The organism is Paraburkholderia caribensis (assembly GCF_002902945.1).
GTDB lineage: Bacteria > Pseudomonadota > Gammaproteobacteria > Burkholderiales > Burkholderiaceae > Paraburkholderia > Paraburkholderia caribensis.
The window spans coordinates 1,908,200-1,930,673 of sequence record NZ_CP026102.1 but is presented as its reverse complement, the minus strand read 5'-3'; the positions used below and the strand labels follow the sequence as shown (position 1 = coordinate 1,930,673).

Here is a 22,474-nt window from a genome sequence, read left to right as displayed (position 1 = left end):
CAGACCCCAGACACCCAGGCAAGAAAAAAACCACGAAAGAAAAGCATCACACCTCCCCAACCACTTCACCCCCCGCCGCAGACTTCACCGCCCCGCCCGCAGCGGCGTCACTAGCGCTCCTCACACGCCCGATCCACCCACACGCCAGCACTGCGGCAGCCGCCGCCAACCATCCAACCGTGCCAAAACCCGCGATCTGCCCCTGCGCAGTGGTCGTCAGCAACAAGCCGCCGAACCACGCACCACAACCCGTGCCCATCGCCTGCACCGCGCTGTTCGCGCTGAGAAACGCACCGCGCGTCTGCGGCTCCGGCACCGTCGTGAGCAACGCCTGCATCGGCACCATCCGCGACGACAACGCGACCATGAACACCGGAAAGAACAGCACCATCGCGTAAAACGGCAGATCGGGCAGATGCGTGACGAACAGCACAGGCAACACCGACAGCAACGCAGCGATCCGGAACACGCGCTTCTTGCCAAAGCGATCCGAGAGTGCGCCAACCCGGCGCGACGTGAAGAAGGTAGCGGCGCCGCCCGCCATATAGAGCCACGACAGATTCGCAGGCGCGACACCGTGATTCGCCACGAGCGTCGGCGCGATGAACGGAATCACCAGCATGTGCCCGACCATCACCACAAACGTCAGCGCAAACGCATTCAGATGCCGCGGATTCGCGAACAGCCGCCACAAATCAGGCAACACCTGCGCGAGCGGCACGCGCTGTCTCTGCAGATGCTCGGTCAGCGACGGCACCATGCGCAAACCGCCCATCCAGATCACGCAGGACAGCACGACGAGCAGCACAAACGGCGATGCCCAGCCGAAGTGCGCGCCCAGCATCACGCCCGCCGGCACGCCTGCAATCGCCGCCAGCGAGAAGGCCGTCATGATCGTGCCCGTCGCCGCGCCACGCCGCGCAACAGGAATCACGTCGCCGACGATCGCCATCACCACGGAAGCAAGCACGCCCCCCGTAATGCCCGCGAAAGCGCGCGCCACGAGCAGCAGCGGAAAGTTCGGCGCGAGCGCGCAGCCGAGGTTCGACAGTGCGAACAGCGCGTAGATGGCGAGCAACAGACGCCGCCGGTCGAAACGGTCGATATACGTGGCGGCCAGCAGGCCCGATAGCCCCGAGCACCACGAATACGCCGACACGGCCGTCGCGAAACGCGCAGGCGAGATTTCGAACGCGTGCATGATCTGCGGGCCGAGCGGCATCATCACCATGAAATCCATGATGATGGTGAACTGCGTGAGCGCGAGCAGCCACAGCAGGCGCCGCTCGTGTGATTCGTTCAATGAGAGCAATGCATGGCTCCGTTTGGTTGAGGCGTCAGTCGTCGAGATTCTCGTGGACGGCCTGCTCGCCCTGTTTCCAGTACGCCGACGCGCGGATGCGCGACTTGTCGATGCCACGTTCGTTGACCAGCAGCGCGCGCACGGCGCGCATCGTTGCCGCTTCGCCCGCTGCCCACACGTAGCCGTCGCCGTCCGGCAGGAAGGTTTCGCGCACCGCTTTCAGCAACTCTGCACCTCGGTCGTCACGATGGGCGGCATCGCTGCGATAACGCCATTCGATATACAGATCGGTACGCGTGTCGAACTCGATGCGCGCGGAAGGATCGGCGACTTCGATCACGGCCGCGACGCGCGCGCCTTGCGGCAGTTCCGCGAGACGCCGGCCGATGGCGGGCAGGGCGGTATCGTCGCCGATCAGCAGATGCCAGTCATAGCCCGTCGGCACGACGAACGAGCCACGCGGCCCGCCGATGCCCAGATACTGCCCGGCCTTAGCCTGCGCCGCCCATTCGGCGGCGGGGCCGGCTTCGTGCATCGCGAACTCCAGCTCGAGTTCGCGCGCGTCGCGGTCGAAGCGCTTCGGCGTGAAATCGCGCGCGACGGGGCGCGGGCGGTCGGCGGGGAACACGGGGCCGTCGGGGCCCGCTGCCGGCAGCGTCGGCTTGTCTTCGCCGGGCGCGGGGAAAAACACTTTGATGTGATCGTCGAAGGAGGCTGATACGAAGTCGTGCAGATCGTCGCCCGTCAGCGTCACACGGATCAGATGCGGCGTGACGGCCACGACGTGCTTGACTTGCAGCAGACGGAATTTCAGCGGATGACGCACGCGCGTCACGTTCAGATCGGTTCGGGTTGCTTGCATAAGGTGTTCTCTCAATGTCGTTGAATCGACTGCGTCAGGCGGCTTCGCCCGGCGTTTTGCCGCCGTTCTCGCGCGGCTTGCTTTCGATTTCGGCCGTGGCGCGCGCGAGGATCGCCGCGATGCGCCGCTGCTCCTCCGGCGATGCGTTGTCGCGCAACAGCAGGGCATGTTTCAGTGCACGCCGCGCCTGCACGAATTCGGGCAGCCAGCCGCCGTATTCGCTCGCGTCGTCGCCCGCTTCGCCTTGCTGTCCCGCCTCGCCCGCGAACGCGCGGCGCACCGAATCCATCTTGCGGGCGATATGCGAGAGCTTGGCGAGCATCAGGTCGGCGCGCTCGCGGTTGCCGGCGAGGTACTCGCGGCCGGCGTCGGCGAGCGAGTAGCGCTTGCGGTTGCCTTCCAGTTGCACGGTCACGTAGCCGAGTTCTTCCAGATAGGTCAGCGCGGGGTAGACCATCCCCGGGCTCGGCGTGTAGAAGCCGTTCGAGCGCGCTTCGAGCGCCTTGATCAGTTCGTAGCCGTGGCGCGGCTGTTCGTCGATCAGCGCGAGCAGCAGCAGTTGCAGATCGTCGGACGTGAACTTGCGTCCGCGCGGGAAGCCGTCGCCTTCGCCGCCGAATCCTCCGCCGAAGCCGCCCCCGAACGGACCGCCCGCGCCGCCGCCGAACGGCCCGCCGTGCCGGCCGCCGCCGCGCTGATGGCGGCCGATCGCGTCCCTGAACATCTGGAAGCGTTCGTATAAGCCAAGGAACGCGGGATCGCGGGCAAAGTCGGCGTCGCGGGCGAAGTCACGGGAAAAACGATGATGGTGGTGACGCATGTCGGCATCTCCGAATGTCTTAAGATGTATCGTAAGATATATATCTAAAGATAATTCGTCAAGCCAAATCTCGAATTTGTATTGGGGCACAACAAAGTGTGCGGGAACGGGAAAACGTCCGTTCAGGTGCAACAAAGTGCGCGGGAACGCGAAAATTCGGTGTGCGGCGCACAACGACGATGCGTGATTGCTATCGTCGATACCTCTTGGATAGTCAATACAACGGTTTCTGGCCTAAGCGCAAAGGGGGCACCCGAGCCGCGCTAGATTGCTTGGGCCGACTGGAATATGTCCTCTAGGCTCGTTGGTGAGGCGATTGACGCCGTAACGTTGCACTGACTTGGGATCACAAACATCGCGGTTTTGTCTATGGCGTTTATGTGGGCTTCTCCGGATTCTCTTCGGTGCTCGCTTACGTTTTTCCGGTCATCATTCTGGGTACGATGCAACTCGGCTGGGTCTGGATATTCCGTCTCGCGCCGCTTTCCATGCTGCTGGGCGCACTGGTGTTGTTGCTATTTGTTTCTGAACGACCGGAGGCTCTGCATCTGCCGGCTGCTGAAAAATCGGAAGAGACAACCTCTCTGGCGGAGTCGGAGAATGAGTTGACGAGCGCGCAGCGATACGCGCTTGTGATGAAGAACTGGAGGCTCTACATCACGGGTCTCGCAATCGGTTTCCAGAACGCCGCACGGTACGCGTTGGTGGTCTGGGTGCCGGTCCATTTTCTCGGCATGGACTGGAAGACTTCATCGGCGCTGATCGACCCGAAATGGATCACGGTCGCGTTACCGGTGGGCATGGCGCTCGGCTCGCTGTCGAATAGCTGGATATCCGACGTATTGTTTCAAGGGCGCAGCTATATGGCGATCGTCTGGTACATGGTGCTGGCCTGCGCGACGGCAATCTTCATGATGTTCGTGCCGCACGGTAGTATGTTTGCGATCGTGCTTCTGTTTTTGTGCGGCTTTTTTGTCTTCGGGCCGGCGTCGTCTTTCTGGGCCTTGTGTCCTGATATTTTCGGGCGCCGCGCTGCGGGGACAGTAACAGGTGTGCTAAACACCATGTCGTACATGTTCGCTGGCATCGGCGAACCGGTTATCGGCCACATTATCGATGCCACCGGCCATACGTCGATCATCTTTCCGATTGTCGCAGGGCTTTGCGCAGCAAGCGCAGTGCTTTCGATGCTGATCAAGCGCTGAGGAATCGCGTCGCCCGAACCTGGCTGGACTTCTCGATGCTTTTGCGTTGCTGCGAGTCGATTCGTGGACGGCTGTTCTTTCTCGGGAGCGGCCGTTTGGAGCGTGCTGACTCGAACGGCCGAGTTGGGTCGCGAAGGGGCGTCCGGCGCCCCCGGCAACAGTCATTCGGTTGATCGACGTCAACCATCTGAGGCGCCGAGCATGGATCGCCGGCGCCCGGGTGAGTTCCAGCGGCGTGCGTACAGTTGCCTGATCTCATCGGTGGGTTCGCTCTCAATTTCCAGCGCATAGTCGATGAACAGCTCGCAGCCGGCCGCCATGTCGGTGAGGCATGGATGAAGACACGATCACCCGGTTCGATGGCTTCGCAGTTCGGTGAGCACGTGTGATTCGGGAAGCGGGCACTGTTACCATCGCGACTGCCATCAATTACCCGTGCGTCCGAGAGCCCGACGACGAAGGTGTGTGCGACATTGGCACGCCGCCGCGCGGCCGCCCGCCGCCAGCTGGCCAGCTCGCCCCTGCATTCGATAAGCCGCTAGCCGGCCGCGATGCGCCCCAGGACAAAGAATCCCGTCACGCACCCGAACTTCGTGCCCTTAAACTTCCCTGTTGCACGTGTGAAGTCCTCTTTGAGCCATTTCGTGCCATGTCGCGCAGCCGAACAATCCATGTGTGCTATTCATGAACCTCCGGGACCTGGCAGTTGCCGCTGGAGTCCATCCAGTACGACATCGATGTACCGCTCGTGGCTCTGTTTCAGCGACGAATTGGTACCGCCCTTCCAGCGTACGATGAATGCCTGATTCGAAAGTCGTTTGACATTCGACGTCAGAACGGGAAAGGCAGAGGGGTCGAGTTCTTCGAATCGCGTGCGCAATCTGCCTTCCCATGCGTCACGTTCGTCGGCACCGTGGCCCGCGAATTCCAGCGTCACGAAGCCGACCATCGCGGTAATCACCGTGTTGTACACGTGAATCAGATCTTCGGGTCTGAAGCCCGCGGAAAGCAAGGTCTGAAGAACCGCTTCGACCATCACGGGATTCATACTGGCATTCGAAATGATCTGCGAACCCAGTAACGGTGCGATGTTTGGATGCCGCGCAACGGCGTCGCGATAACGATTGAACAGTTCCTTCAACCAGTCGCGCCAGCGCGCGGCCGGCAGTGTTGGAGGAACAAGGTCGCCCAATGCCGCCGCGATCACTTCGACGAGTAACTCGTCGCGGCTTGGCACGTGCCAGTAGATAGCCGTCGGATAGACACCCAGCTCTCTCGCAACGTCGCGCAGGCTGAACGATGCGTAGCCTTTGGCATCGATCAATGCGAGGGCAGCGTCCACGATACGTTCTCTCGATAGCCCCTGATCCTTCGGGGCCCGGCCACGTCGCTTCTTCTCGGGCGCGGTAGCCGCCGCCGCTGACTCTTCCTTTCTGCTCAACGTGAGTTCTCGCCATTGAATTCGAACGAGCGTCACTCTACTGCAAACGGTGCGATCGCGCGAGACGTCGGGGAAAACCCGCAAATTTGCTCGCTTGCACATTTTAATTGTACGGCGTACATTAAATTCACTTCGAGAGCGTTGCTGATGATCTGCGATGGTTTTGACATGGCTCGCGCGTGAAGAGAAGGGATTCTGCATCGCTCGTGTCGACATGGCTGCCGAAGTCGAAGGGCAGTCTCGAAGCCGGTCAATATTTGTTAAGTTAGCACTACTATACGATGGAAGAGAGCTATGAAACCCAAAGCACTAACGTTCGACTACTTTGGCACGCTCGTCGATGTGACGACGGGCGGTATTCGCGGTATTGAAGGCGTATTGCAGCATCTTGCGCTCACGACGCAAACAGCGGCCAATGTCTATGCGGACTGGGACAGGCGCACGGTGCAGGGATACAGAAGCAACGCGTACCGGCGCTATCGCGATGTCGCGCAACAGGCGCTCAAGGATTGTCTGGAGGCGCTACATGAAGGCTGCACTAGGGGGCAGGAAATGGCGGCGTTGACTGAGTTGCTGCTGACACATCTGGTTGAATCATCTCCGCCTTTTGACGACGCCGTTGCGTTCCTCGACTGGGCACGCGACAGATTCGTGCTCATGCCGATTACCAACATGGACACTGACCTGTGGCGTCGAAGTCGTCTGGTTGAGTACTTTCCGAAAGTGACGACGGCGGAGATGGCCCGCGCGTACAAACCATCGGAGACGATCTTCAAAACTGGGCTTGCCACGCTCGACATGCGAGCCGACGAAATCTTCCATTGTTCGATCGGCACGTGGGCCGATATCGACGGTGCCAAGCCGCTCGGTATCAAGGTGGCGTGGATCAATCGTGGTGCCGAGAAACTGGGTGATTTCCAGGCGCGCCCGGATTATGAGTTCGCGACGCTCGAACCTGTGCGCAGCGTGCTGGAACATCTCATCAACGAATGACGGGAGCATGATCATGCGTATTCCTGCAATGAAGATGCTTGTGGCAGGCCTGAGCGTTGCGTTGGCATCCGCGGCGGTTCATGCCGACACGGTAGTGAAGATTGGTGTCGCAGGTCCACTGACGGGTTCGCAGGCGGCGAGCGGCAAAGACAACGAGCGCGGCGCGAGACTCGCTGTCGATGATCTCAATGCAAAGCATATGACGCTGAATGGCCAGCCGCTCAAGTTTGAATTGATTTCAGTGGACGATCAATCCGATCCGAAGGCCGGAGTGACTGTTGCGCAGAAACTCGTAGACAACGGTGTGCTCGCAGTAATCGGGCACTGGAATTCTGGCGTGACGATACCCGCGTCGAAGATCTACAACGATGCGAAGGTGATCATGATCACGCCCGCGGCATCGAACCCCGCATTGACGGTTCCCGGCTACCCGTACGTATTCCGTCTGACCACTGACGACAATGTACTTGGCGGAAAAATGGCTGACTTTGCCGCGAATACGCTGCATCTGAAGCGCGTCGCGGTGATAGACGATCGCACGGCATATGGCGCGGGTGTAGCGGATGTGTTTTCCAATACGGCGAAGAAGCAGGGAATCGAAATTATTGCGCGCGAGTACGCTACAGATCACACCGTTGATTTCAAGGCGGTGCTGTCGAAGGTGAAACTGGAGAAACCGCAAGCCATTTTCTACGGCGGTTATTACGGGCAGGCCGCCTATCTGGCCAGACAGATGCGCGACCTTGGAATCAACGCGGTATTGATGGGTGGCGATGGACTGTGCGTCGGCGAATTTCCGAAGCTTGCCGACGGTGCGCTCGACAAGAAAATGTACTGTCCACAAGGCGGTGTGCCGCTTGCAGCGTTACCCGATGGCAAACGCTTCGAGGCCCGCTTCAAGGCAGCATATGGTGTCGATCCCGATCAGAAGGCACCGTCTTTCTACGCCGCCACCTTGATGATGGGCGAGGCAATTGCGAAGGCGCAATCGCTATCGCCAGAAGCACTCGACAAGACGCTTCATCAGACGACCTTTAACACCCTGTTCGGGCAAGTACGCTTCGATCAGCGCGGCGAATGGATCAAGGCACCGATGACGGTATATCGGTCCGCGGGCGGATCGATCGTGCCCGTCGAATGACCGATCTCGCAGAACCCATATTCAGCAACAGATCCCGAATGAATCAGGAGTGCATATGTCGATAACCAACGTATTGCCATCGCAGCCGGATATGGCGGAACTCAGGCGCGCGGCTTCACTCGCCTCGGGCGCGTTCGCAAAGTCGAACCCCAAAAGTGAAGCGGCGCATCTTGAAGCCTTATCCGTCATGCCGGGCGGCAATACCCGTTCCGTGCTGTTTTATTCGCCGTTCCCATTGACGATCGCGCGCGGCGAGGGCAAGCGCTTGTGGGACGTAGACGGTCACGCCTATACTGACTTCCTCGCCGAGTACACGACGGCGATGTATGGCCATAGTCACCCCGTGATTCGCGCAGCCGTTGTCGAGGCACTCGATAACGGTCTCAATCTGACGGGCCACAATACGCTGGAAGTGCCGCTTGCGCGTCTGTTGCAAGAGCGTTTCGATTCCGTCGAATCACTGCGATTTACAAACTCAGGTACGGAGTCGAACCTGATGGCCATTGCGGCGTCGCTCATCTTCACGGGGCGCAAGAAAGTCATTGCCCTTAAGGGCGGCTATCACGGCGGTGTTCTGACTTTCGGTAGCGGCAATAGCGCGGTGAACGTGCCGCACGATTTCGTCGTCGTGCCGTACAACGATCTGAGCGCCGTCGAAGCCGTCTTCGCTACGCACGGGGACGAGATCGCCGCCGTTATCGTGGAGCCGATGCAGGTTGCAGGTGGATGCATCGTCGGCGAACCTGAATTCCTGAAGGGATTGCGAGCGCTGACGCAACGACACGATGCGTTGCTGATTTTCGACGAAGTCGTGACATCGCGCCTGTCGGGTGGTGGACGGCAGGCGTTGCTCGGCATCCGTCCCGACCTCACGACGTTCGGTAAGTACATTGGCGGCGGCATGTCGTTTGGCGCATTTGGCGGCCGCAAGGATGTGATGGCGCAGTTCGATCCGCGCTTGCCCGGCGCCACGCCGCACGCGGGTACGTTCAACAACAACGTGTTGTCGATGGCAGCCGGATACGCGGGCCTTTCTCGCCTCTATACGCCAGGCGCTGCCGCTGCGCTCAACGAAAAAGGCGAGCGGCTGCGGGCGCGAATCAACGGGCTGTGCCGCGAACGCCATGTCGCGATGCAGTTCACAGGCATCGGATCGCTGATGAATCTGCATGCGGGCACTCAGCCGATCCATTCCGTCGACGATCTCAGCGAGGCCGAAACGCCGCTCAAAGACCTGTTCTTCTTTCACATGACTGAACATGGATGTTACGTCGCGCGCCGCGGCTTCATCGTGCTGACACTGGCACACGACGAAGCCGATCTGCAACGTCTCGAAGAAGCGGTGACGTCGTTCATCGACCGATATGAAGCGCTGCTTCGCGCCTGATAGGCAGCCTGAGGAGAGAGCGTTGACATCTGATCAGTCAGCTCGCGCGCCGAGGCCGCTGCGCAGCCGCCGTTGGTTCGACAACCCATCGAATCCCGGCATGACTGCGCTGTATCTCGAGCGCTACATGAACTTCGGCATTACGCGCGAAGAGTTGCAGTCGGGTAAGCCGATCGTCGGAATCGCGCAGACAGGCTCTGATCTCGCGCCGTGCAATCGACACCATATCGAGCTTGCAAAACGCGTGCGCGACGGCATCCGCGACGCGGGCGGTATTCCGCTCGAGTTTCCTGTTCATCCGATCCAGGAAACGGGCAAGCGGCCGACAGCGGCACTCGATCGCAATCTGGCCTATCTCGGGCTGGTCGAAGTACTGCACGGCTATCCGCTAGACGGCGTTGTGCTCACGACAGGTTGCGACAAGACCACGCCCGCTTGCCTGATGGCCGCTGCGACCGTCAACATTCCGGCGATCGTGCTGTCGGGTGGTCCGATGCTCGACGGCTGGTATCAGGGGAAACTGGCGGGCTCCGGCACCGTTGTGTGGGAGGCGCGCAAGGAACTCGCGAGAGACGAACTCGATTACGCGGCGTTCATGGAAAAGGTCGCGGCGTCGGCACCGTCCGCGGGACACTGCAATTCGATGGGCACGGCGCTTTCGATGAATTCGCTCGCCGAAGCACTCGGCATGTCGTTGCCCGGTTGCGCATCGGTGCCTGCGCCGTATCGCGAGCGCGGCTGGTTTGCGTACGAGACGGGCAAGCGGATCGTGCAGATGATCGGCGAAAACCTCAGGCCGTCGGACATCATGACGTGCAAGGCCTTCGAAAACGCAGTGGCCGTCGCAGCCGCGATCGGCGCTTCGTCGAATTGCCCAATCCACATGATCGCGATCGCTCGACACATTGGCGTGGCGCATTCGCTCGATGACTGGCAGCGCGTCGGTGCCGACATTCCTTTGCTTGTCGATTGCCAGCCGGCGGGGCGTTTCCTCGGCGAAGCCTTTCATCGTGCCGGTGGTGTGCCGGGCGTGATGAGGGAATTGCTTGCTGCGGGCCGGTTGCACGGCGGCGAGATGACCGTCACCGGGCGTGTGCTGGCGGAAAATCTGGCGCAGGTCGCTGCGCCGGACCGCGAAGTGATCCGGGCATTCGATGCGCCGCTGAAGCCCGCAGGCGGCCATATCGTGCTCGGCGGGAACCTGTTCGACAACGCTGTGATGAAAGTCAGCGTCATCGACGCACGGTTTAGAGGGCGCTTCCTGTCGAATCCCGACGATCCGGATGCATTCGAAGTCACGGCTGTGGTCTTCGAAGGCCCGGAGGACTATCACGCACGGATCGACGATCCCGCACTTGCAATCGACGAAAACTCGATGCTCGTCATGCGGAACTGCGGACCCGTCGGTTATCCGGGCGGTGCCGAAGTGGTCAACATGCAGCCGCCGGCAGCATTGATCCGTCGCGGCATCGACACGTTGCCGACGATGGGCGATGGGCGCCAGAGCGGCACTTCGGGCAGTCCGTCCATTCTGAACGTATCGCCGGAAGCGGTGTTAGGCGGCGGGCTGGCGCTGCTGAAAACGGGCGACCGGCTGCGCATCGATCTGAAGAGGCGACGCGTCGACCTGCTGGTCTCCGATGACGAGCTTGCTGCGCGCCGGGCCGCGTGGTCTGCGCCGTTGCTGCACAATCAGACCCCCTGGGAGGACATGTATCGAAGCATGGTAGGTCAGCAGGGCAACGGCGCGTGTCTCGAACCGGCGACCATGTATCTCAACATCATCGAGTTGCGCGGCGAATCGCGCGACAACCACTGACGGGGCGACCATGACTCAGGCAAACGGGATTCAGTTGCCGCGCGTGGCTATCGTGACAGGCGCGGGGTCGGGCATCGGCAAGGCGGCGGCGCTCGAACTGCTGAGGAACGGATGGGCGGTTGCGCTGCTCGGCAGACGTATCGAGCCGTTGCGGGAGATCGCCAATGACGCCGCGTTCGAAGAGCGCGCATTCGCGGTGTCTTGCGATGTATCCGATCCGCTTGCCGTTACCTCATCGTTTGACGCCGTCGTTGCGCATTTCGGGCGGATCGATCTGCTGTTCAACAATGCGGGCATTGGCAATCCGCCCGGTTCGTTTGAAACGTGGACGCCCGAACAATGGCGCGGCACCGTCGACGTCAACCTCAACGGCATGTTTTTCTGCTTGCAGAGGGCGTTCAGGATCATGTCGACGCAAACCCCGCGTGGCGGCCGAGTCATTAATAACGGGTCACTGTCAGCCTGGGTGCCGCGACCGAATTCGATCGCCTACACGGCCACGAAGCACGCCGTGACGGGCCTGACGCGCTGCGCCGCGCTCGATGGCCGTGCGTACGACATCGCCGTGGGCCAGATCGACGTGGGCAACGCGCACAGCGACCTTGCAGGGCCTATGGCGCACGGGGTTCCGCAAGCCAATGGGGAACTGTCAGCGGAACCGCTGATCGACGCGGAAATAGTGGGTCGTTCGGTGGCGTATATGGCGAACTTGCCGCTCGACGCGAATGTGCTTTTTCACACCGTGATGGCAACGAAAATGCCATTTGTCGGGCGAGGATGACGCATCACCTCATATGATTTCGGATGTAGACGTATTCATCATCGGCAGGTCGGGACGACCTATGAGTCAGCTTTCGCTGCAGTCGGATGAGTATTCGCGGCCAAGAGCCGCCGGTCGAGGTCGACTCCAGTTTTGATCAGCCAAGGTCTCGTTTACCCTCGCTCAATGGCCGGTTTCCGGCGAGCGAATTGCTGGCGGCACTGCCTCAACGCGGCCAACTCCTGCCACTCGCTAGCGCGCGCCTGCAGACGCTCAAATGGCCGATCCTGAGCAGGCAGCGGACGTCCACTCGCCATCCCTATCGTCGGGCCATCGGCCACTTTCGCTTGTGTTCCCTTCGACACCCTCAATGTGCGATCGACAACCCAGCAAGCATTGCTACACCATTCGCGGCTTCTATTCCGACGTCCTCGGCAACAACATCGATTCCGTTGATCGTCGTACGAGCCGTGTCTTCCACCCCGAAGCTAGCGTCGCCAACATCGACCATCGCTTTGATATGGTCACTGCCAGCCAGCGCCCCAAACCAGAACCTCGCGGCACTGGATCGAGCGCTGTATTCCTCAATCGTAATCCTGACCTGAACGCCGGTCGAGACGATCTTCAATCCATCCTTGTCCGCCTGACGCTCAAAAGCATCGATCACACCAGCGCGCACAGATGCGGGCACTTGATGTCCGTTTGAGTCCACCGTGGGTTCAGCCACCCCATCGTTCAAGCGCGTCCTCAAGTTCTCACCGCCGGCGTGTGCTGCCTCGATAGTGGGTTGTGTTGTTGCAGCACACCCAACAAGGAGGGCGACGGCGGTGATACCCGACGCCCGCAGAATCTTTGAATTCAACTTTGTCCTCAGAATATGATCATCGCCGGTTGCGGAGGCGCAGAGGCAGTTTGTTGTCCAAACCGACGCTTATCGCCATTCTCGCCTTCGATGCTGGCGTCGTGACGGGAGTCGCCGGGGGGTGTCCCAGGAGCCATATCTACACTGGGTGGCTCTGATAGCAACAACAACTGCCAGTTGATTTCCTGCGGCGACCTAGTTGGGAAACCGCTGTGTTAGCTCCTGGTTCCGAGGAATATGAATCCCTCATTCCTCGCCGAATTGACCCCCGCAGCGATCATCTGCGTTCCTGAAATGACGACTTCAAATCCAATTGATGTACCCGCCCCCTCCGGGCAAGACGCGGAGTTGAAGGTCACGTTGGCGTCGAACACATTCTTTCCGCTTGCTCGCGGTTTCGCGGACCCACTAAAGGCACACGTCCCCGTAGCACCATTGAAAGTGCCGTCGGCAGCAATGGTGAGGGTTGTCGTCTCGGGGTTACCAGCGGCAGTTCCAGTCCAGGTGCCTACTGCCTCTGAAATTGTGGGCGTCGCGTCGTAGGTTGCGTTGTAAGTCCCGCTGAAGTTGATGGACCTACCTGATTCACTTACGGTGGCAGACAGGGATTGCTTCGTCGCCACGGTCCCTGTGAGTGATCCGGGGAAAACCCCGGTCCCAACTACAAAATCGACGGCCGACTTGTCCGAGATGCTGTTTCCGGTGACCGTGAGCGTTCCTTCGATCATGCCATCCACTACGTTATTCGCCGAGTACACGGCGAAATATTGTCCCGTCTCTAACACCAATGTCGCGACGGCGTGACCGTCGCTCGAATTACCTTGCCAAAAGCCTTGCGGATCAGCGTTCACGACAGTTGGTGATGAGCCGCCGCCGCCCCCACATGCGCTCAGGAATACAGCAGCTACTGCGTATACGATGGTGCTCTTTGCCTTCATGTTGCTCTCCAGGTTGTTTTTCACTTCCTTGCCGCATTCCCCGGTCTGCAACAAGTATCTTCAGTCTAGATGGGATCGAGCCTCCGCTCTTGATCCCTATCAAGATGTAACAGGACGCTTGCAAAGCAGTCCGATCGGTGTCGATTGAATATTTCCCCCAGCGAGTTCGACGGGACGATTGGTCAGGCGCGCGTTGGTCGAGGTCATGCAATAAGGCCTGCACCGTTCCATCTGCAATGCAGTACGCATTCCATTCGGTTTCGGAATCTGTGATCTCGACTGGCTTAGGAAACAGAAGATAACTTGATCAATGTCAGACGTACCCGAAGCGGCCACTCATAGTCTTCATCTGAGTCACTGATGCATCGGATAGGCTGTGCGTCCCCAAACGGTGAAGCCGAGCGATTGATTTGCGCCTGTTGGTACCGTTGGCTATTGCTGGCTATTGCACATGCTTACGGGAGGAAGAATGCGCCATCTCATATCAAGTCTCGTAGCCGCGCTCTCATTTGCGATATTGGCGTGTACTACAGTGCCGGGCGACAAGACCCTGCTTGACTTCCTGGGAGACGGCGCGACGACGCGGGAGACCGCTCTGTTCAAGCTTGGTGAACCATCAGGCACGTTTGATCGTGACAGAATCCTGACCTATCGGATCGGAAGCCCGAAAGATGGCGGCTATCTTTTATTGCATCCGCATGCAGCAGGCACCGAATACAACTGGAGCGCCGAACCAGGTGTCACGCTATACAGCCTGGTTCTTGTATTCGACGAGAAGGATATCTTGGTGAAACACTCTCTTGTACGCGTTAGGTAATTGTGAAAGTGATAACTTTGGTCAAGATATGTCCTCGTTTGCCGGTCGTCTCATATTGATTTCCCTGATAACTGTTCCGCTGTGCGCGGGCTGTATCATTTTTCCTGTGGACTACTATTACGTCGGTTCGCGTAAAAATATTTCGGAGCAAACCCAAGCAAAGCTTGTTGTTGGGGTTACAACCATGGAAGACGTTTTGTTGGTCCTCGGAGAACCGGAGCAGTCATTTCCGAAGCTGAATGTACTGGTCTATAAGTGGGACAAGGTTAAGGCGCTACTACTCTATGCGGCCCCGGTTCCGGCACCAAATGGCGCTGGTGCCGTCGAAATTGGGAAACACTATGAGCTGGACCTGACATTCGACACGAATAACATACTGTCCGAGACAAACCTTATCGCGAATGCTCCATAGCGACAAATTGTATCTACCGCCTGCCTTGCCGCAGTAAAGGCTGCGCAGGCCAATGACCGAATTGCTTCGGGACCAGACGTTGTCTCCAAGAGGTGTTTGAGGACCGCTGCGGGTCGACTTCTGTCTGATGTAGTCGGGGCGACGGCAGCATCTGTGGTCGGCTCACCGTCGGACCGTATGCGGCCACTTCCGGTCATTGGGGCAGCAAAGCAATGTGCCACTCCTGTGTCCGCTTGACGCACGGGAGCAGTCATTGTGAATTGGGGTGAAAAGGTCCGAGTCGATCAGCAACGGAGAGCCGCGCCTGCTAACCGTTGACCAGATTCTCATCAGCCGGAAGACTGCGCGCCTCCCTTCTCAACGATTGCGGGGCCGTTCCAAACGCCCGAACAAAAACTTCCCGGATATCGCGTCCGTCACGAATTCCGACTTCGCTCGCGATAGTTTCAAGCGAATAACGGCGACGTTCGATCATGTCTCTGGCCGAGCCTGTGTGAAAACGCACTCATCGCCTAAACTGAATCAACTCATTGAGACCGGGTGACTCATGAAGCGATTCGTTGAAGGCGATGACCGCAAACAGGTCGCACTACTTCCCGAATGCGTCGACGACTACGTAGGACAGGACAATCCGGTCAGAATCATAGATGTCTTCGTCGACGAACTGGACCTTGCGGAACTTGGCTTCAACGGCGCTACGCCGGCAGTCACAGGGCGTCCGTCCTACCACCCGGGCGTGATGCTCAAGGTCTACATTTATGGCTACCTGAACCGTGTACCTTCCAGCCGGCGTCTTGAGCGCGAATGCCAGCGCAATATCGAAATGATGTGGCTGACAGGACGTCTGACACCAGACTTCAAGACGATCGCAGACTTTCGCCGCGACAACGGCGCGGCGATACGGAACGTATGCCGGCGTTTCGTCGAACTATGCCGCGGTCTGAAACTGCTATCTGCCGATACAGTGGCCATCGACGGCAGCAAGTTCAAGGCTGTGAACAGCCGGGACAGGAATTACACGGCGGGCAAGATCGACAAGCGTCAGCAGCAGATTGAGGAAAGCGTTCAGCGATACCTCGACGCGATTGAAACCGCAGACCGAACCAGTCCAATTGGTTTCGATGTGAAGACTGTGCGGCTTTACGAGAAGATCGCCCGTTTGCGCCAGCAGATGCGTGAACTCGAGCAGATCAGAGCGCAGTTGAAGAACCAGCCCGACAAGCAGGTGTCACTCACGGATCCCGATTCCCGTTCCATGACCAGTGATGGCAGGAGAACCGGAACGGTCGGCTACAACGTTCAGACTGTCGTGGACACGAAGCATCATCTGATTGTCGAGCATGAGGTGACCAACGTCGGAAACGATCGTGCTCAACTCAGCAAGATGGCCTCGTCAGCGAAGGAGGCGATGGGCAAACCGGGACTGAAGGTGCTGGCTGATCGGGGCTACTACAGCGGTCCTGAGATCCGCTCGTGCGATCTGGCCGGCATCACAGCGTATGTCCCCAAACCACTGACCTCGGCGTCGAGGAAGAAGGGCCTCTTTACAAAGCGCGACTTCGTCTACGTTGCAAAAGACGACGTGTATCGATGCCCAGCCGGCGAACGCGCCATTCATCGATTTAACACTGTCGAAAATGAAATGAATCTGCGGGTGTACTGGCCCAGCGCATGCCCGCGCTGCCCTCTCAAGGCACGCTGTTCGCCCAGCGACTATCGCCGCATCCGACGATGGGAGCACGAACATGTACTGGAAGCTATGCAGCGTCGGTTGGACCGGAACCCTGAGGCAATGACCATCCGCAGAAGTACTGTCGAGCATGTCTTCGGCACGCTCAAGCACTGGATGGGTTCCACACACTTCCTGACGCGGACGCTCGGGCGAGTGAGTACGGAAATGAGTCTCCAGGTACTGGCCTACAACCTTAAGCGAGTCATGAATATACTTGGGGTTGCGAGGACGATGAAGGCGATGAGGATGGCTGGAAGCTGAGGCTTGAGGGCCTTCTTGCGACCGGCGATTTCGAGAAGATCGCCGGGTCTACAAAACGCGCTCCAGCACGGCAGGCAAACTCGCCTTAACGCGAAAAAAGTCGTTTCGACACAACCTCGGCCGCTTCGAGACGGAGTCGCTCGAGTGCTTTGGCCGGAAATTCGCCCGTCTCGGAAAGAAAAATGCGTCCGAATTGTCGGATACTTAGGTGCACAGCCTTTGCCAGATCGTCTACGTGCAGTGGCTTAGACAGATTTACACGGAGGTATTCCGGCGCCGTTTGAATTCTGTTCGACTTTGGAGCGAGTGCCAGCATCTCCATGCTGCGACTGTCCACCGGATCGCCTGTGATGCATGACCAGCGCGCGGCACCGACGTCGCGAAATCAGAGTCGTGCCCCTTTTCTACCATGCCGGGCACGACGTCGATCGACGACGATATTGTCGAACGGGCGCTCCTGTGCGCCCGACGCTCGTGAGATTTTGAGGCTGGCAGTTGCCAGCGCGAGAAAGAGCAGCGAACTGCCAATCACACCGGCAAATCCGAGTGCCGGATAGATCCAGCCCGCGACGGCTGAACCAAGACCAATCCCACAGAACACAAACGACGCGGTCAGCGCCAGCGCTACGCCGCGCAATTGCGGCACGAGTTCGACGATGCGTCGTTGCTGCGAAGGCCACAGCAGGTCGGTCGCGAACGCCCACGCGGTCAGCGCGACAAACAGCCACCCCACGCTCGGCGATGCGAGCCATAGAAAGACGAGGTCCGCCGAAAGCAGCGCGAGGCCGGCGAGCAACATGGTTTCCGCACTATAGCGTCGTGCCGCGCGCGTTACGAACAGATTACCCGCGACGCCCGCAACGCCCAGCACGACAAGCGATGTCGACACCGTTCCAGGCCCCGCATGAAAGACGTCGCGGATAATGGGCGCGATGAACGAATAGGTCGAGTAAACGCCCGCCGCAATAAAGAACACGACGAGGAACGCGCTGAGCGTGTCGGTGCGCGTCAAAAGCGCGGTGACCGTCGAGAGCTTGACATGTTCGCCTTCGCTGGAGTCGGGCACCGCCCATGCGATGAGCGCCGCCGTCGCGGCGCCTGTCACTGCCACGGCCAGAAACAGAACTCGCGCCCCACACGCATGCGCTATCCACGCCGAAAGCGGCATGCCGACAAGGCCCGCGATGCTCAGTCCGAGCAGCACGACGGCGATTGCGCTGCCCTGATGCTCACGATCGGCGAGGCTCGATCCGAGTGCGCCGAGTACGGGGCCGATGAAACCCGCGCCAAGCCCCATCAGCACGCGTGAAACCAGCAGCACAGGATAGTTCGGCGCCGCGGCAAACAGGAGCGCCGCCGCGCTGAAGAGCCCCAATCCAAGCAATACCTGGCGGCGGCGCCGTAAGTGTCCGAAGCCGACTTGCAGCAATGGCGCAGCAAAAGCGAACGTCACGCCGAATACGGAAATCAGGTAGGCACTTTGTGAGTCGGCGAGCCCCCATTGACGCGAAATCGCATCGAGACTGCCTACGACGGACAGCGCGCCCGTCGCCTGAACGAAGTACGCGAGGCTGAGAGTGCGAAGCGCGCGTCGGGTTGGCGCGGAAAATGGCGTGTTCATTCGAGTGGTTTCAGAGTTCGGGTGCGCAGCGATCCGACACCAGGCGCGTACCGGACGATATCCGCCGCGAGGCGAAGCGCGCCCACGACGAAGATCAGCAAGCCGAGCGTTTGACGCAGTGTGCGTGACATGGGCAATCAGCCGTTCGCGAGCAGCGTGTAGCTGGCCGTTTTCGTGACGTCGGTCCGCGGGTCCGAAATGGCGTTCTCCATCACGCCGACGATTATCCCCGCTAAACCGAACGTTTTGAAATCGCACCGTTTCTAGGCGAACTGGACTGGAAGGGCGGCCCGAGCCTCAGGCGACGGGGATTGGGTTGTCGCGCAGTGAGAGGTTGAACTGGTCGACAAACGCGTGCTCGTTGGGGCCCGCGTTGTCGCGCAGCGGCTGCGCGACGCTGACGACCACTTCGGTCGTAGCCGTGGCGAGCTTGTCCATTGTCTCTGCGATGAACGCGTCGAGCGGCATCGCGCGCGGGTCGCCGCTCTTGTGGACGAGATCGGTATCGACCCAAGGCGGCGTGATTTCGAGCACGCGAACGCTGGTGTCGCGCAGCATGAAACGCTGCGACATCGAATACGAATGCAGCGCGGCCTTCGTCGCCGAGTAGAGCGCAGTGGTGGCGAGCGGCACGTAGGCGAGCACCGAACTGTTGTTGATGATGTACGATTCCGGTTGTTGCTTCAAATGCTCGACGAATGCCGCGCTCAACCTTACAGGCCCGAGCAGGTTCGTGTTGATCAAGTGGACGGCTTGCGCGTCGTCGAGGACGCCGCCCGCATCGTCGAACGGCATGATACCGGCGTTGTTGATGACGACGTTGAGCGTCGGGTACTTCGCGATCAGCTGCCGCGCGACCTGCTGGATCTGTGCGCCATCGGCGATGTCGAGTTCGATCGTGTCGATGCCCGGATTCGCTTTTGCGACTTCGTCCAGCAAGGCCTTGCGGCGCCCCGCGATGATGACCTTGTTGCCGCGCTTGTGAAAAGCTTCTGCAAGCGAACGGCCGATGCCCGAAGTGCCGCCTGTAATGAATATCGTGTTGCCAGAGAGTTTCATGCTCACATCTCCTTTGAGATGACTATGTATCTGATGTGGATGTCAATGCGTGGCTGTGTAGCGTGGTGCTGGAACGTTGGTCGACAGCAGGGAAGACATCGCGCGCCGCGCGCTTTCGTATCCGACCCATTTAGCAACGTCATGTAGAGAAGGGACCGTCACAAGCTCGCCCCGATCAAACCCAACCAGCGCGGCATCGACCATGTTTTCAGCGGACATCACGATCGACTTGTCCAGGTTTTCGAGCGGCAGGCCGCCTGTCTGCCAGAAATCGGTAGCCGTCGCGCCCGGCAGAACGGCCTGGATCTGAATTCCTTTGTTAGCGAGCTCGTAATGCAGAGACTGGCTGAATGCCAGCACGAACGCCTTGCTGCCGCCATAAACGCCATTGAGCGCTTCCGGCGCAATTGCAACGATCGACGAGATATTGATGACGGCTCCTTTGCCGCGCGACAGAAACTCGGGTACCGCGGCGTAGGTGAGGCGCATCAGGGCCGTCACGTTGAGATCGATCAGGCGCGACATCGCATCAACGTCACTGTCCGCAAGGGGCCTGTGCGTGCCGACGCCTGCGTTATTCACCAGCAATGTGATCGTCGCGTCCTGTTTTAGCTTCGCTTCGACGATCGAAAGGCCGTCCTTAGTACCAAGGTCTGCGGCGAGAACTTCGACACTGCGTTGCGTTTGCGTCGTGATGCGGCTGGCAAGCGCGGTGAGGCGCTCACGGTTGCGTGCAACGAGTATGAGCTCGTAGCCTCGTCGCGCGAGGCGCTCGGCGTACACCGCACCGATGCCAGACGATGCGCCGGTAATCAGCGCGGTGCCCAAATGTGCATGCGTCATCATGTCACTCCGTGTCGAAGACGATTGTGTGGGAGTGAATTGTGGTACCGACGGCCAGCAACTCAAATGACGTTTAAGGTCATGTTTTAAGACATTCCTAATGCGGAGCAGGCGGCGCAATAACGAGCAGGGAGAAGCGCGCATCGGTGGCGCGAGCTATAGAGAGAATGAATCGCGAAGTGGGGAATGGGTGAGGCAGGCGGTCGGCCCTCAATCCGAAACCGACCAGGACGGCACGAAATTCATCTCGTTACAACGATTATAGAATTCACGGAAAGCCGCGGTGTCTGCGGCGATACGCCATCAATTTACTAATCGTCGATCCGGCGTTCATTATCGGTCACATTACGAGACTCTCGCCTCAACGACTGCGGAGTCATTTGATAGGCCCGGGTAAAAACGTCCCGGAGGTGACGCCTGTCACGAAAGCCCGTTTCGCGCGCGATTGTTTCAAGCGAATGACGGCCACGTTCGATCAGGTTTCTCGCCGCTTCGAGACGAAGACGCTCGATTGCCTTGGCGGGAGATTCCCCGGTCTCGGAAAGAAAAATACGCGTAAATTGTCGGCTGCTGAGATGTGCCGCCTTGGCAAGATCGTCGACGCGAAGGGGCTTGGATAAATTTAGGCGTGCATGTTCAAGCGCCATCTGGATTCGATCCGACTTCGGTGCAAGCGCCAACATTTCAGAGTGCTGCGACTGTCCGCCTGACCGTCGATGAGGCATGACCATCGCACGCGCCACCGATACCGCGAAATCCGCGCCGAGATCCTTTTCCACCAGGCCAAGCGCCAGATCCATCGCCGCCGTCAACCCCGCGGACGTCCATATCGAACCATCGACAATAAAGATGCGGTCGGCTTCGACGTGAATGCGTGGCCAGCGCGCTTGCAAGGCGTCTGCGAAAGCCCAATGTGTGGTCGCACGCTTGCCGTCGAGAAGCCCGGCTTCAGCCAGAACGAATGCGCCCGTACAGAGGCCTGCCGTGCGCCGCGAGCGCGCTGACGCATCGCTGACGAATTTGAGTTCTTCAGCGGTCGTGGTGCGGCCGGTTGGATTGGCCACGCCGCTAATCATCCATGTGTCGGCTGTCGCGTTCGAATCGGCCCGCTTTGTGATGACAGAGACACCGAGCGACGAGCGAATTTCTCCGCCTTGGAGCGAGTAATTCGTCACATGATAAACAGGCTCGCGCGCGACGATGTTGGCGATTTCGAATACGGTCTGGGTCCCAATGGCCATGACCTGGAAGTCATCCGTCAAGAAGTAGCCTACTCGATGCATTAATTCCACCGCCGTCATGTCCGAAAAGGTGAGTATAAATGTCGTTGGAAAAAAACGTTTGTGACGTGGATGATAAGCACCTATGAATCACGTTCGATACAGGAGTGTCGCAATTGCATTAGCCAGGACTGGAATTAGACAGTAGATAACAGTTTCGAATCAGAATCGCGGGAAAGTTTCGATAATCCGTCAAATATTTGTAGGAATATGTTCGTCGATCAGAAGTGCGGCGACGGAAAAGCTCAGGTCACCCGCATGTACAAAGGACAGTCTCGCCTGCAGGACGTTCGACATTGATCAGATGCGACTGCCGCGCGCTCTTTGCACGTTATCAACCACCAGCATTTCTATCTTATGAGAATGCCAATGTCTAAAGCGGCATCAACGTCGGACGACGGCGAGATTATCGAACGGGCGTTGCTAAGTTTGCTTTTTCCGAGGCCTTTGTTCCTGACCCCGCCTGTCGAGACCTCGTTCAAAAAGAAGATGCGCCGGGAAAGAGTGCCGGCTGCGCAAAACAGTCACCGGGCCGAGTGGATCCCGCTACCAGCCCGGATTGTCGTGCAAGAAATGCTGTCGGCACATACGCTCAGTATCTACTGGAGCGATTCCCAGGCCGGACATTACGCAGAGCAGATCTGGCGTCTGGGTCTGGCACGGGATGATGGTTTTTGCGTGCTCTCGGGGCGCCCCATCGTGCGAGGCGATGAAGTATTTCGCCCCCGACGCAGCATGACGCTCGTCCCGGCGAACTTCCGTCGCATGATTCTCGCGTCGGCTGTGATTGCGACATTCGCTTCTACGCAGTTTGAGAGAGCCGCCGCATAACGTCATACCGCCTTGCTGTGAGTGTTGCGCTGTGCATTCGGCGCGACAGCGCTTTGTGTCGATGTAAAGAAAACCTCGCTACAAGAG

Annotated in this window: 21 protein-coding genes and 2 pseudogenes; 10 read left to right on the top strand and 13 right to left on the bottom strand. The window is 59.2% G+C overall.

Annotation, left to right across the window (positions count from 1 at the left end; genetic code table 11):
• Positions 1-46: 46 nt before the first annotated feature.
• The 3 genes from C2L66_RS25215 to C2L66_RS25205 are packed head-to-tail and all read right to left on the bottom strand — an operon-like array spanning position 47 to position 2,985.
• Entirely contained in the window at positions 47-1,312 is a 1,266-nt protein-coding gene (locus C2L66_RS25215; protein WP_060605826.1) for an MFS transporter, read from the bottom strand.
• Positions 1,313-1,337: 25 nt separating this feature from the next.
• A complete protein-coding gene (locus C2L66_RS25210; RefSeq protein WP_082670429.1) occupies positions 1,338-2,165 on the bottom strand; it encodes a siderophore-interacting protein in 828 nt (275 codons plus the stop codon).
• 34 nt (positions 2,166-2,199) lie between these two features.
• Entirely contained in the window at positions 2,200-2,985 is a 786-nt protein-coding gene (locus tag C2L66_RS25205) for a PadR family transcriptional regulator (RefSeq protein ID WP_060605831.1), read from the bottom strand.
• A gap of 380 nt (positions 2,986-3,365) precedes the next feature.
• Here C2L66_RS25205 and C2L66_RS25200 point away from each other — a divergent pair, with 380 nt between their 5' ends.
• Positions 3,366-4,190: an MFS transporter gene (locus tag C2L66_RS25200; RefSeq protein ID WP_233444980.1), complete on the top strand. Its 825-nt coding sequence runs from the start codon at positions 3,366-3,368 to the stop codon at positions 4,188-4,190.
• Positions 4,191-4,369: 179 nt separating this feature from the next.
• Here the strand turns inward: C2L66_RS25200 and C2L66_RS41800 are convergent.
• A pseudogene (locus tag C2L66_RS41800) lies at positions 4,370-4,722 on the bottom strand (SET domain-containing protein-lysine N-methyltransferase).
• Between the two features lie 150 nt (positions 4,723-4,872).
• Complete coding sequence (locus C2L66_RS25190) at positions 4,873-5,832, bottom strand: TetR/AcrR family transcriptional regulator (protein WP_224100706.1); 960 nt, start codon at positions 5,830-5,832, stop codon at positions 4,873-4,875.
• Positions 5,833-5,925: 93 nt separating this feature from the next.
• On the opposite strand from C2L66_RS25190, the gene C2L66_RS25185 reads away from it, so the two are divergent.
• Genes C2L66_RS25185 through C2L66_RS25165 form a run of 5 tightly spaced genes read left to right on the top strand, consistent with a single transcriptional unit; the run spans position 5,926 to position 11,752 of the window.
• Complete coding sequence (locus C2L66_RS25185) at positions 5,926-6,624, top strand: HAD family hydrolase (protein WP_054930676.1); 699 nt, start codon at positions 5,926-5,928, stop codon at positions 6,622-6,624.
• On the top strand, positions 6,524-7,765 hold the full coding sequence (locus C2L66_RS25180) for a branched-chain amino acid ABC transporter substrate-binding protein (protein ID WP_233444979.1): 1,242 nt from the start codon (positions 6,524-6,526) through the stop codon (positions 7,763-7,765). Before C2L66_RS25185 ends, C2L66_RS25180 begins: the two co-directional genes overlap by 101 nt.
• Positions 7,766-7,820: 55 nt before the next feature.
• A complete protein-coding gene (locus C2L66_RS25175; RefSeq protein WP_060605834.1) occupies positions 7,821-9,152 on the top strand; it encodes an aspartate aminotransferase family protein in 1,332 nt (443 codons plus the stop codon).
• A complete protein-coding gene (locus C2L66_RS25170) occupies positions 9,130-10,971 on the top strand; it encodes an IlvD/Edd family dehydratase (RefSeq protein WP_060605837.1) in 1,842 nt (613 codons plus the stop codon). Before C2L66_RS25175 ends, C2L66_RS25170 begins: the two co-directional genes overlap by 23 nt.
• A gap of 10 nt (positions 10,972-10,981) precedes the next feature.
• Positions 10,982-11,752, top strand: a complete 771-nt coding sequence (locus C2L66_RS25165; protein WP_054930674.1) for an SDR family oxidoreductase — start codon at positions 10,982-10,984, stop codon at positions 11,750-11,752.
• A 346-nt stretch (positions 11,753-12,098) separates the two neighbouring features.
• Here C2L66_RS25165 and C2L66_RS40805 read toward each other — a convergent pair whose 3' ends face one another.
• Entirely contained in the window at positions 12,099-12,593 is a 495-nt protein-coding gene (locus C2L66_RS40805) for a hypothetical protein (protein ID WP_148654615.1), read from the bottom strand.
• A 215-nt stretch (positions 12,594-12,808) separates the two neighbouring features.
• A complete protein-coding gene (locus C2L66_RS25155; protein ID WP_148654616.1) occupies positions 12,809-13,531 on the bottom strand; it encodes a hypothetical protein in 723 nt (240 codons plus the stop codon).
• A gap of 469 nt (positions 13,532-14,000) precedes the next feature.
• Here C2L66_RS25155 and C2L66_RS25150 point away from each other — a divergent pair, with 469 nt between their 5' ends.
• The 3 genes from C2L66_RS25150 to C2L66_RS25135 all read left to right on the top strand — a co-directional run bounded on the left by C2L66_RS25150 (position 14,001) and on the right by C2L66_RS25135 (position 16,753).
• Positions 14,001-14,348, top strand: a complete 348-nt coding sequence (locus tag C2L66_RS25150; protein WP_054930671.1) for a hypothetical protein — start codon at positions 14,001-14,003, stop codon at positions 14,346-14,348.
• 28 nt (positions 14,349-14,376) lie between these two features.
• Positions 14,377-14,760: a hypothetical protein gene (locus C2L66_RS25145; RefSeq protein WP_060605843.1), complete on the top strand. Its 384-nt coding sequence runs from the start codon at positions 14,377-14,379 to the stop codon at positions 14,758-14,760.
• A 547-nt stretch (positions 14,761-15,307) separates the two neighbouring features.
• Entirely contained in the window at positions 15,308-16,753 is a 1,446-nt protein-coding gene (locus C2L66_RS25135; protein WP_060605846.1) for an IS1182 family transposase, read from the top strand.
• A gap of 109 nt (positions 16,754-16,862) precedes the next feature.
• Here C2L66_RS25135 and C2L66_RS41795 read toward each other — a convergent pair.
• From C2L66_RS41795 to C2L66_RS25105, 6 genes and pseudogenes are all read right to left on the bottom strand, one after another.
• A pseudogene (locus C2L66_RS41795) lies at positions 16,863-17,170 on the bottom strand (GlxA family transcriptional regulator); the annotation flags it as partial.
• On the bottom strand, positions 17,139-18,374 hold the full coding sequence (locus C2L66_RS25125) for an MFS transporter (protein WP_060605849.1): 1,236 nt from the start codon (positions 18,372-18,374) through the stop codon (positions 17,139-17,141). The pseudogene C2L66_RS41795 and the gene C2L66_RS25125, both read right to left, overlap by 32 nt.
• Positions 18,371-18,505: a hypothetical protein gene (locus C2L66_RS42170; RefSeq protein ID WP_257722141.1), complete on the bottom strand. Its 135-nt coding sequence runs from the start codon at positions 18,503-18,505 to the stop codon at positions 18,371-18,373. Before C2L66_RS42170 ends, C2L66_RS25125 begins: the two co-directional genes overlap by 4 nt.
• A 166-nt stretch (positions 18,506-18,671) precedes the next feature.
• A complete protein-coding gene (locus tag C2L66_RS25115) occupies positions 18,672-19,433 on the bottom strand; it encodes an SDR family oxidoreductase (protein ID WP_060605853.1) in 762 nt (253 codons plus the stop codon).
• A 42-nt stretch (positions 19,434-19,475) separates the two neighbouring features.
• Positions 19,476-20,276 carry an SDR family NAD(P)-dependent oxidoreductase gene (locus C2L66_RS25110; RefSeq protein ID WP_060607202.1) on the bottom strand — a complete coding sequence of 267 codons (801 nt, stop codon included), beginning with the start codon at positions 20,274-20,276 and terminating at the stop codon, positions 19,476-19,478.
• A 311-nt stretch (positions 20,277-20,587) separates the two neighbouring features.
• Complete coding sequence (locus tag C2L66_RS25105) at positions 20,588-21,559, bottom strand: GlxA family transcriptional regulator (RefSeq protein WP_060607205.1); 972 nt, start codon at positions 21,557-21,559, stop codon at positions 20,588-20,590.
• Positions 21,560-21,925: 366 nt separating this feature from the next.
• Between C2L66_RS25105 and C2L66_RS25100 the strand changes: the two genes are divergently transcribed.
• Positions 21,926-22,387: a DUF3331 domain-containing protein gene (locus C2L66_RS25100; protein ID WP_233444977.1), complete on the top strand. Its 462-nt coding sequence runs from the start codon at positions 21,926-21,928 to the stop codon at positions 22,385-22,387.
• Positions 22,388-22,474: the final 87 nt, after the last annotated feature.

Excerpts from the sequence above, each read along its gene's own strand:
- C2L66_RS25105 (WP_060607205.1), bottom strand. The coding sequence starts at position 21,559 with ATGCATCGAGTAGGCTACTTCTTGACGGATGACTTCCAGGTCATGGCC.
- C2L66_RS25110 (WP_060607202.1), bottom strand. The coding sequence starts at position 20,276 with ATGACGCATGCACATTTGGGCACCGCGCTGATTACCGGCGCATCGTCT.
- C2L66_RS25190 (WP_224100706.1), bottom strand. The coding sequence starts at position 5,832 with ATGCAGAATCCCTTCTCTTCACGCGCGAGCCATGTCAAAACCATCGCA.
- C2L66_RS25210 (WP_082670429.1), bottom strand. The coding sequence starts at position 2,165 with ATGCAAGCAACCCGAACCGATCTGAACGTGACGCGCGTGCGTCATCCG.
- C2L66_RS25165 (WP_054930674.1), top strand. The coding sequence starts at position 10,982 with ATGACTCAGGCAAACGGGATTCAGTTGCCGCGCGTGGCTATCGTGACA.
- C2L66_RS25155 (WP_148654616.1), bottom strand. The coding sequence starts at position 13,531 with ATGAAGGCAAAGAGCACCATCGTATACGCAGTAGCTGCTGTATTCCTG.
- C2L66_RS25150 (WP_054930671.1), top strand. The coding sequence starts at position 14,001 with ATGCGCCATCTCATATCAAGTCTCGTAGCCGCGCTCTCATTTGCGATA.
- C2L66_RS42170 (WP_257722141.1), bottom strand. The coding sequence starts at position 18,505 with ATGTCACGCACACTGCGTCAAACGCTCGGCTTGCTGATCTTCGTCGTG.
- C2L66_RS25115 (WP_060605853.1), bottom strand. The coding sequence starts at position 19,433 with ATGAAACTCTCTGGCAACACGATATTCATTACAGGCGGCACTTCGGGC.
- C2L66_RS25145 (WP_060605843.1), top strand. The coding sequence starts at position 14,377 with ATGTCCTCGTTTGCCGGTCGTCTCATATTGATTTCCCTGATAACTGTT.
- C2L66_RS25185 (WP_054930676.1), top strand. The coding sequence starts at position 5,926 with ATGAAACCCAAAGCACTAACGTTCGACTACTTTGGCACGCTCGTCGAT.
- C2L66_RS25125 (WP_060605849.1), bottom strand. The coding sequence starts at position 18,374 with ATGAACACGCCATTTTCCGCGCCAACCCGACGCGCGCTTCGCACTCTC.
- C2L66_RS25100 (WP_233444977.1), top strand. The coding sequence starts at position 21,926 with ATGTCTAAAGCGGCATCAACGTCGGACGACGGCGAGATTATCGAACGG.
- C2L66_RS25205 (WP_060605831.1), bottom strand. The coding sequence starts at position 2,985 with ATGCGTCACCACCATCATCGTTTTTCCCGTGACTTCGCCCGCGACGCC.
- C2L66_RS25170 (WP_060605837.1), top strand. The coding sequence starts at position 9,130 with ATGAAGCGCTGCTTCGCGCCTGATAGGCAGCCTGAGGAGAGAGCGTTG.
- C2L66_RS25175 (WP_060605834.1), top strand. The coding sequence starts at position 7,821 with ATGTCGATAACCAACGTATTGCCATCGCAGCCGGATATGGCGGAACTC.
- C2L66_RS25135 (WP_060605846.1), top strand. The coding sequence starts at position 15,308 with ATGAAGCGATTCGTTGAAGGCGATGACCGCAAACAGGTCGCACTACTT.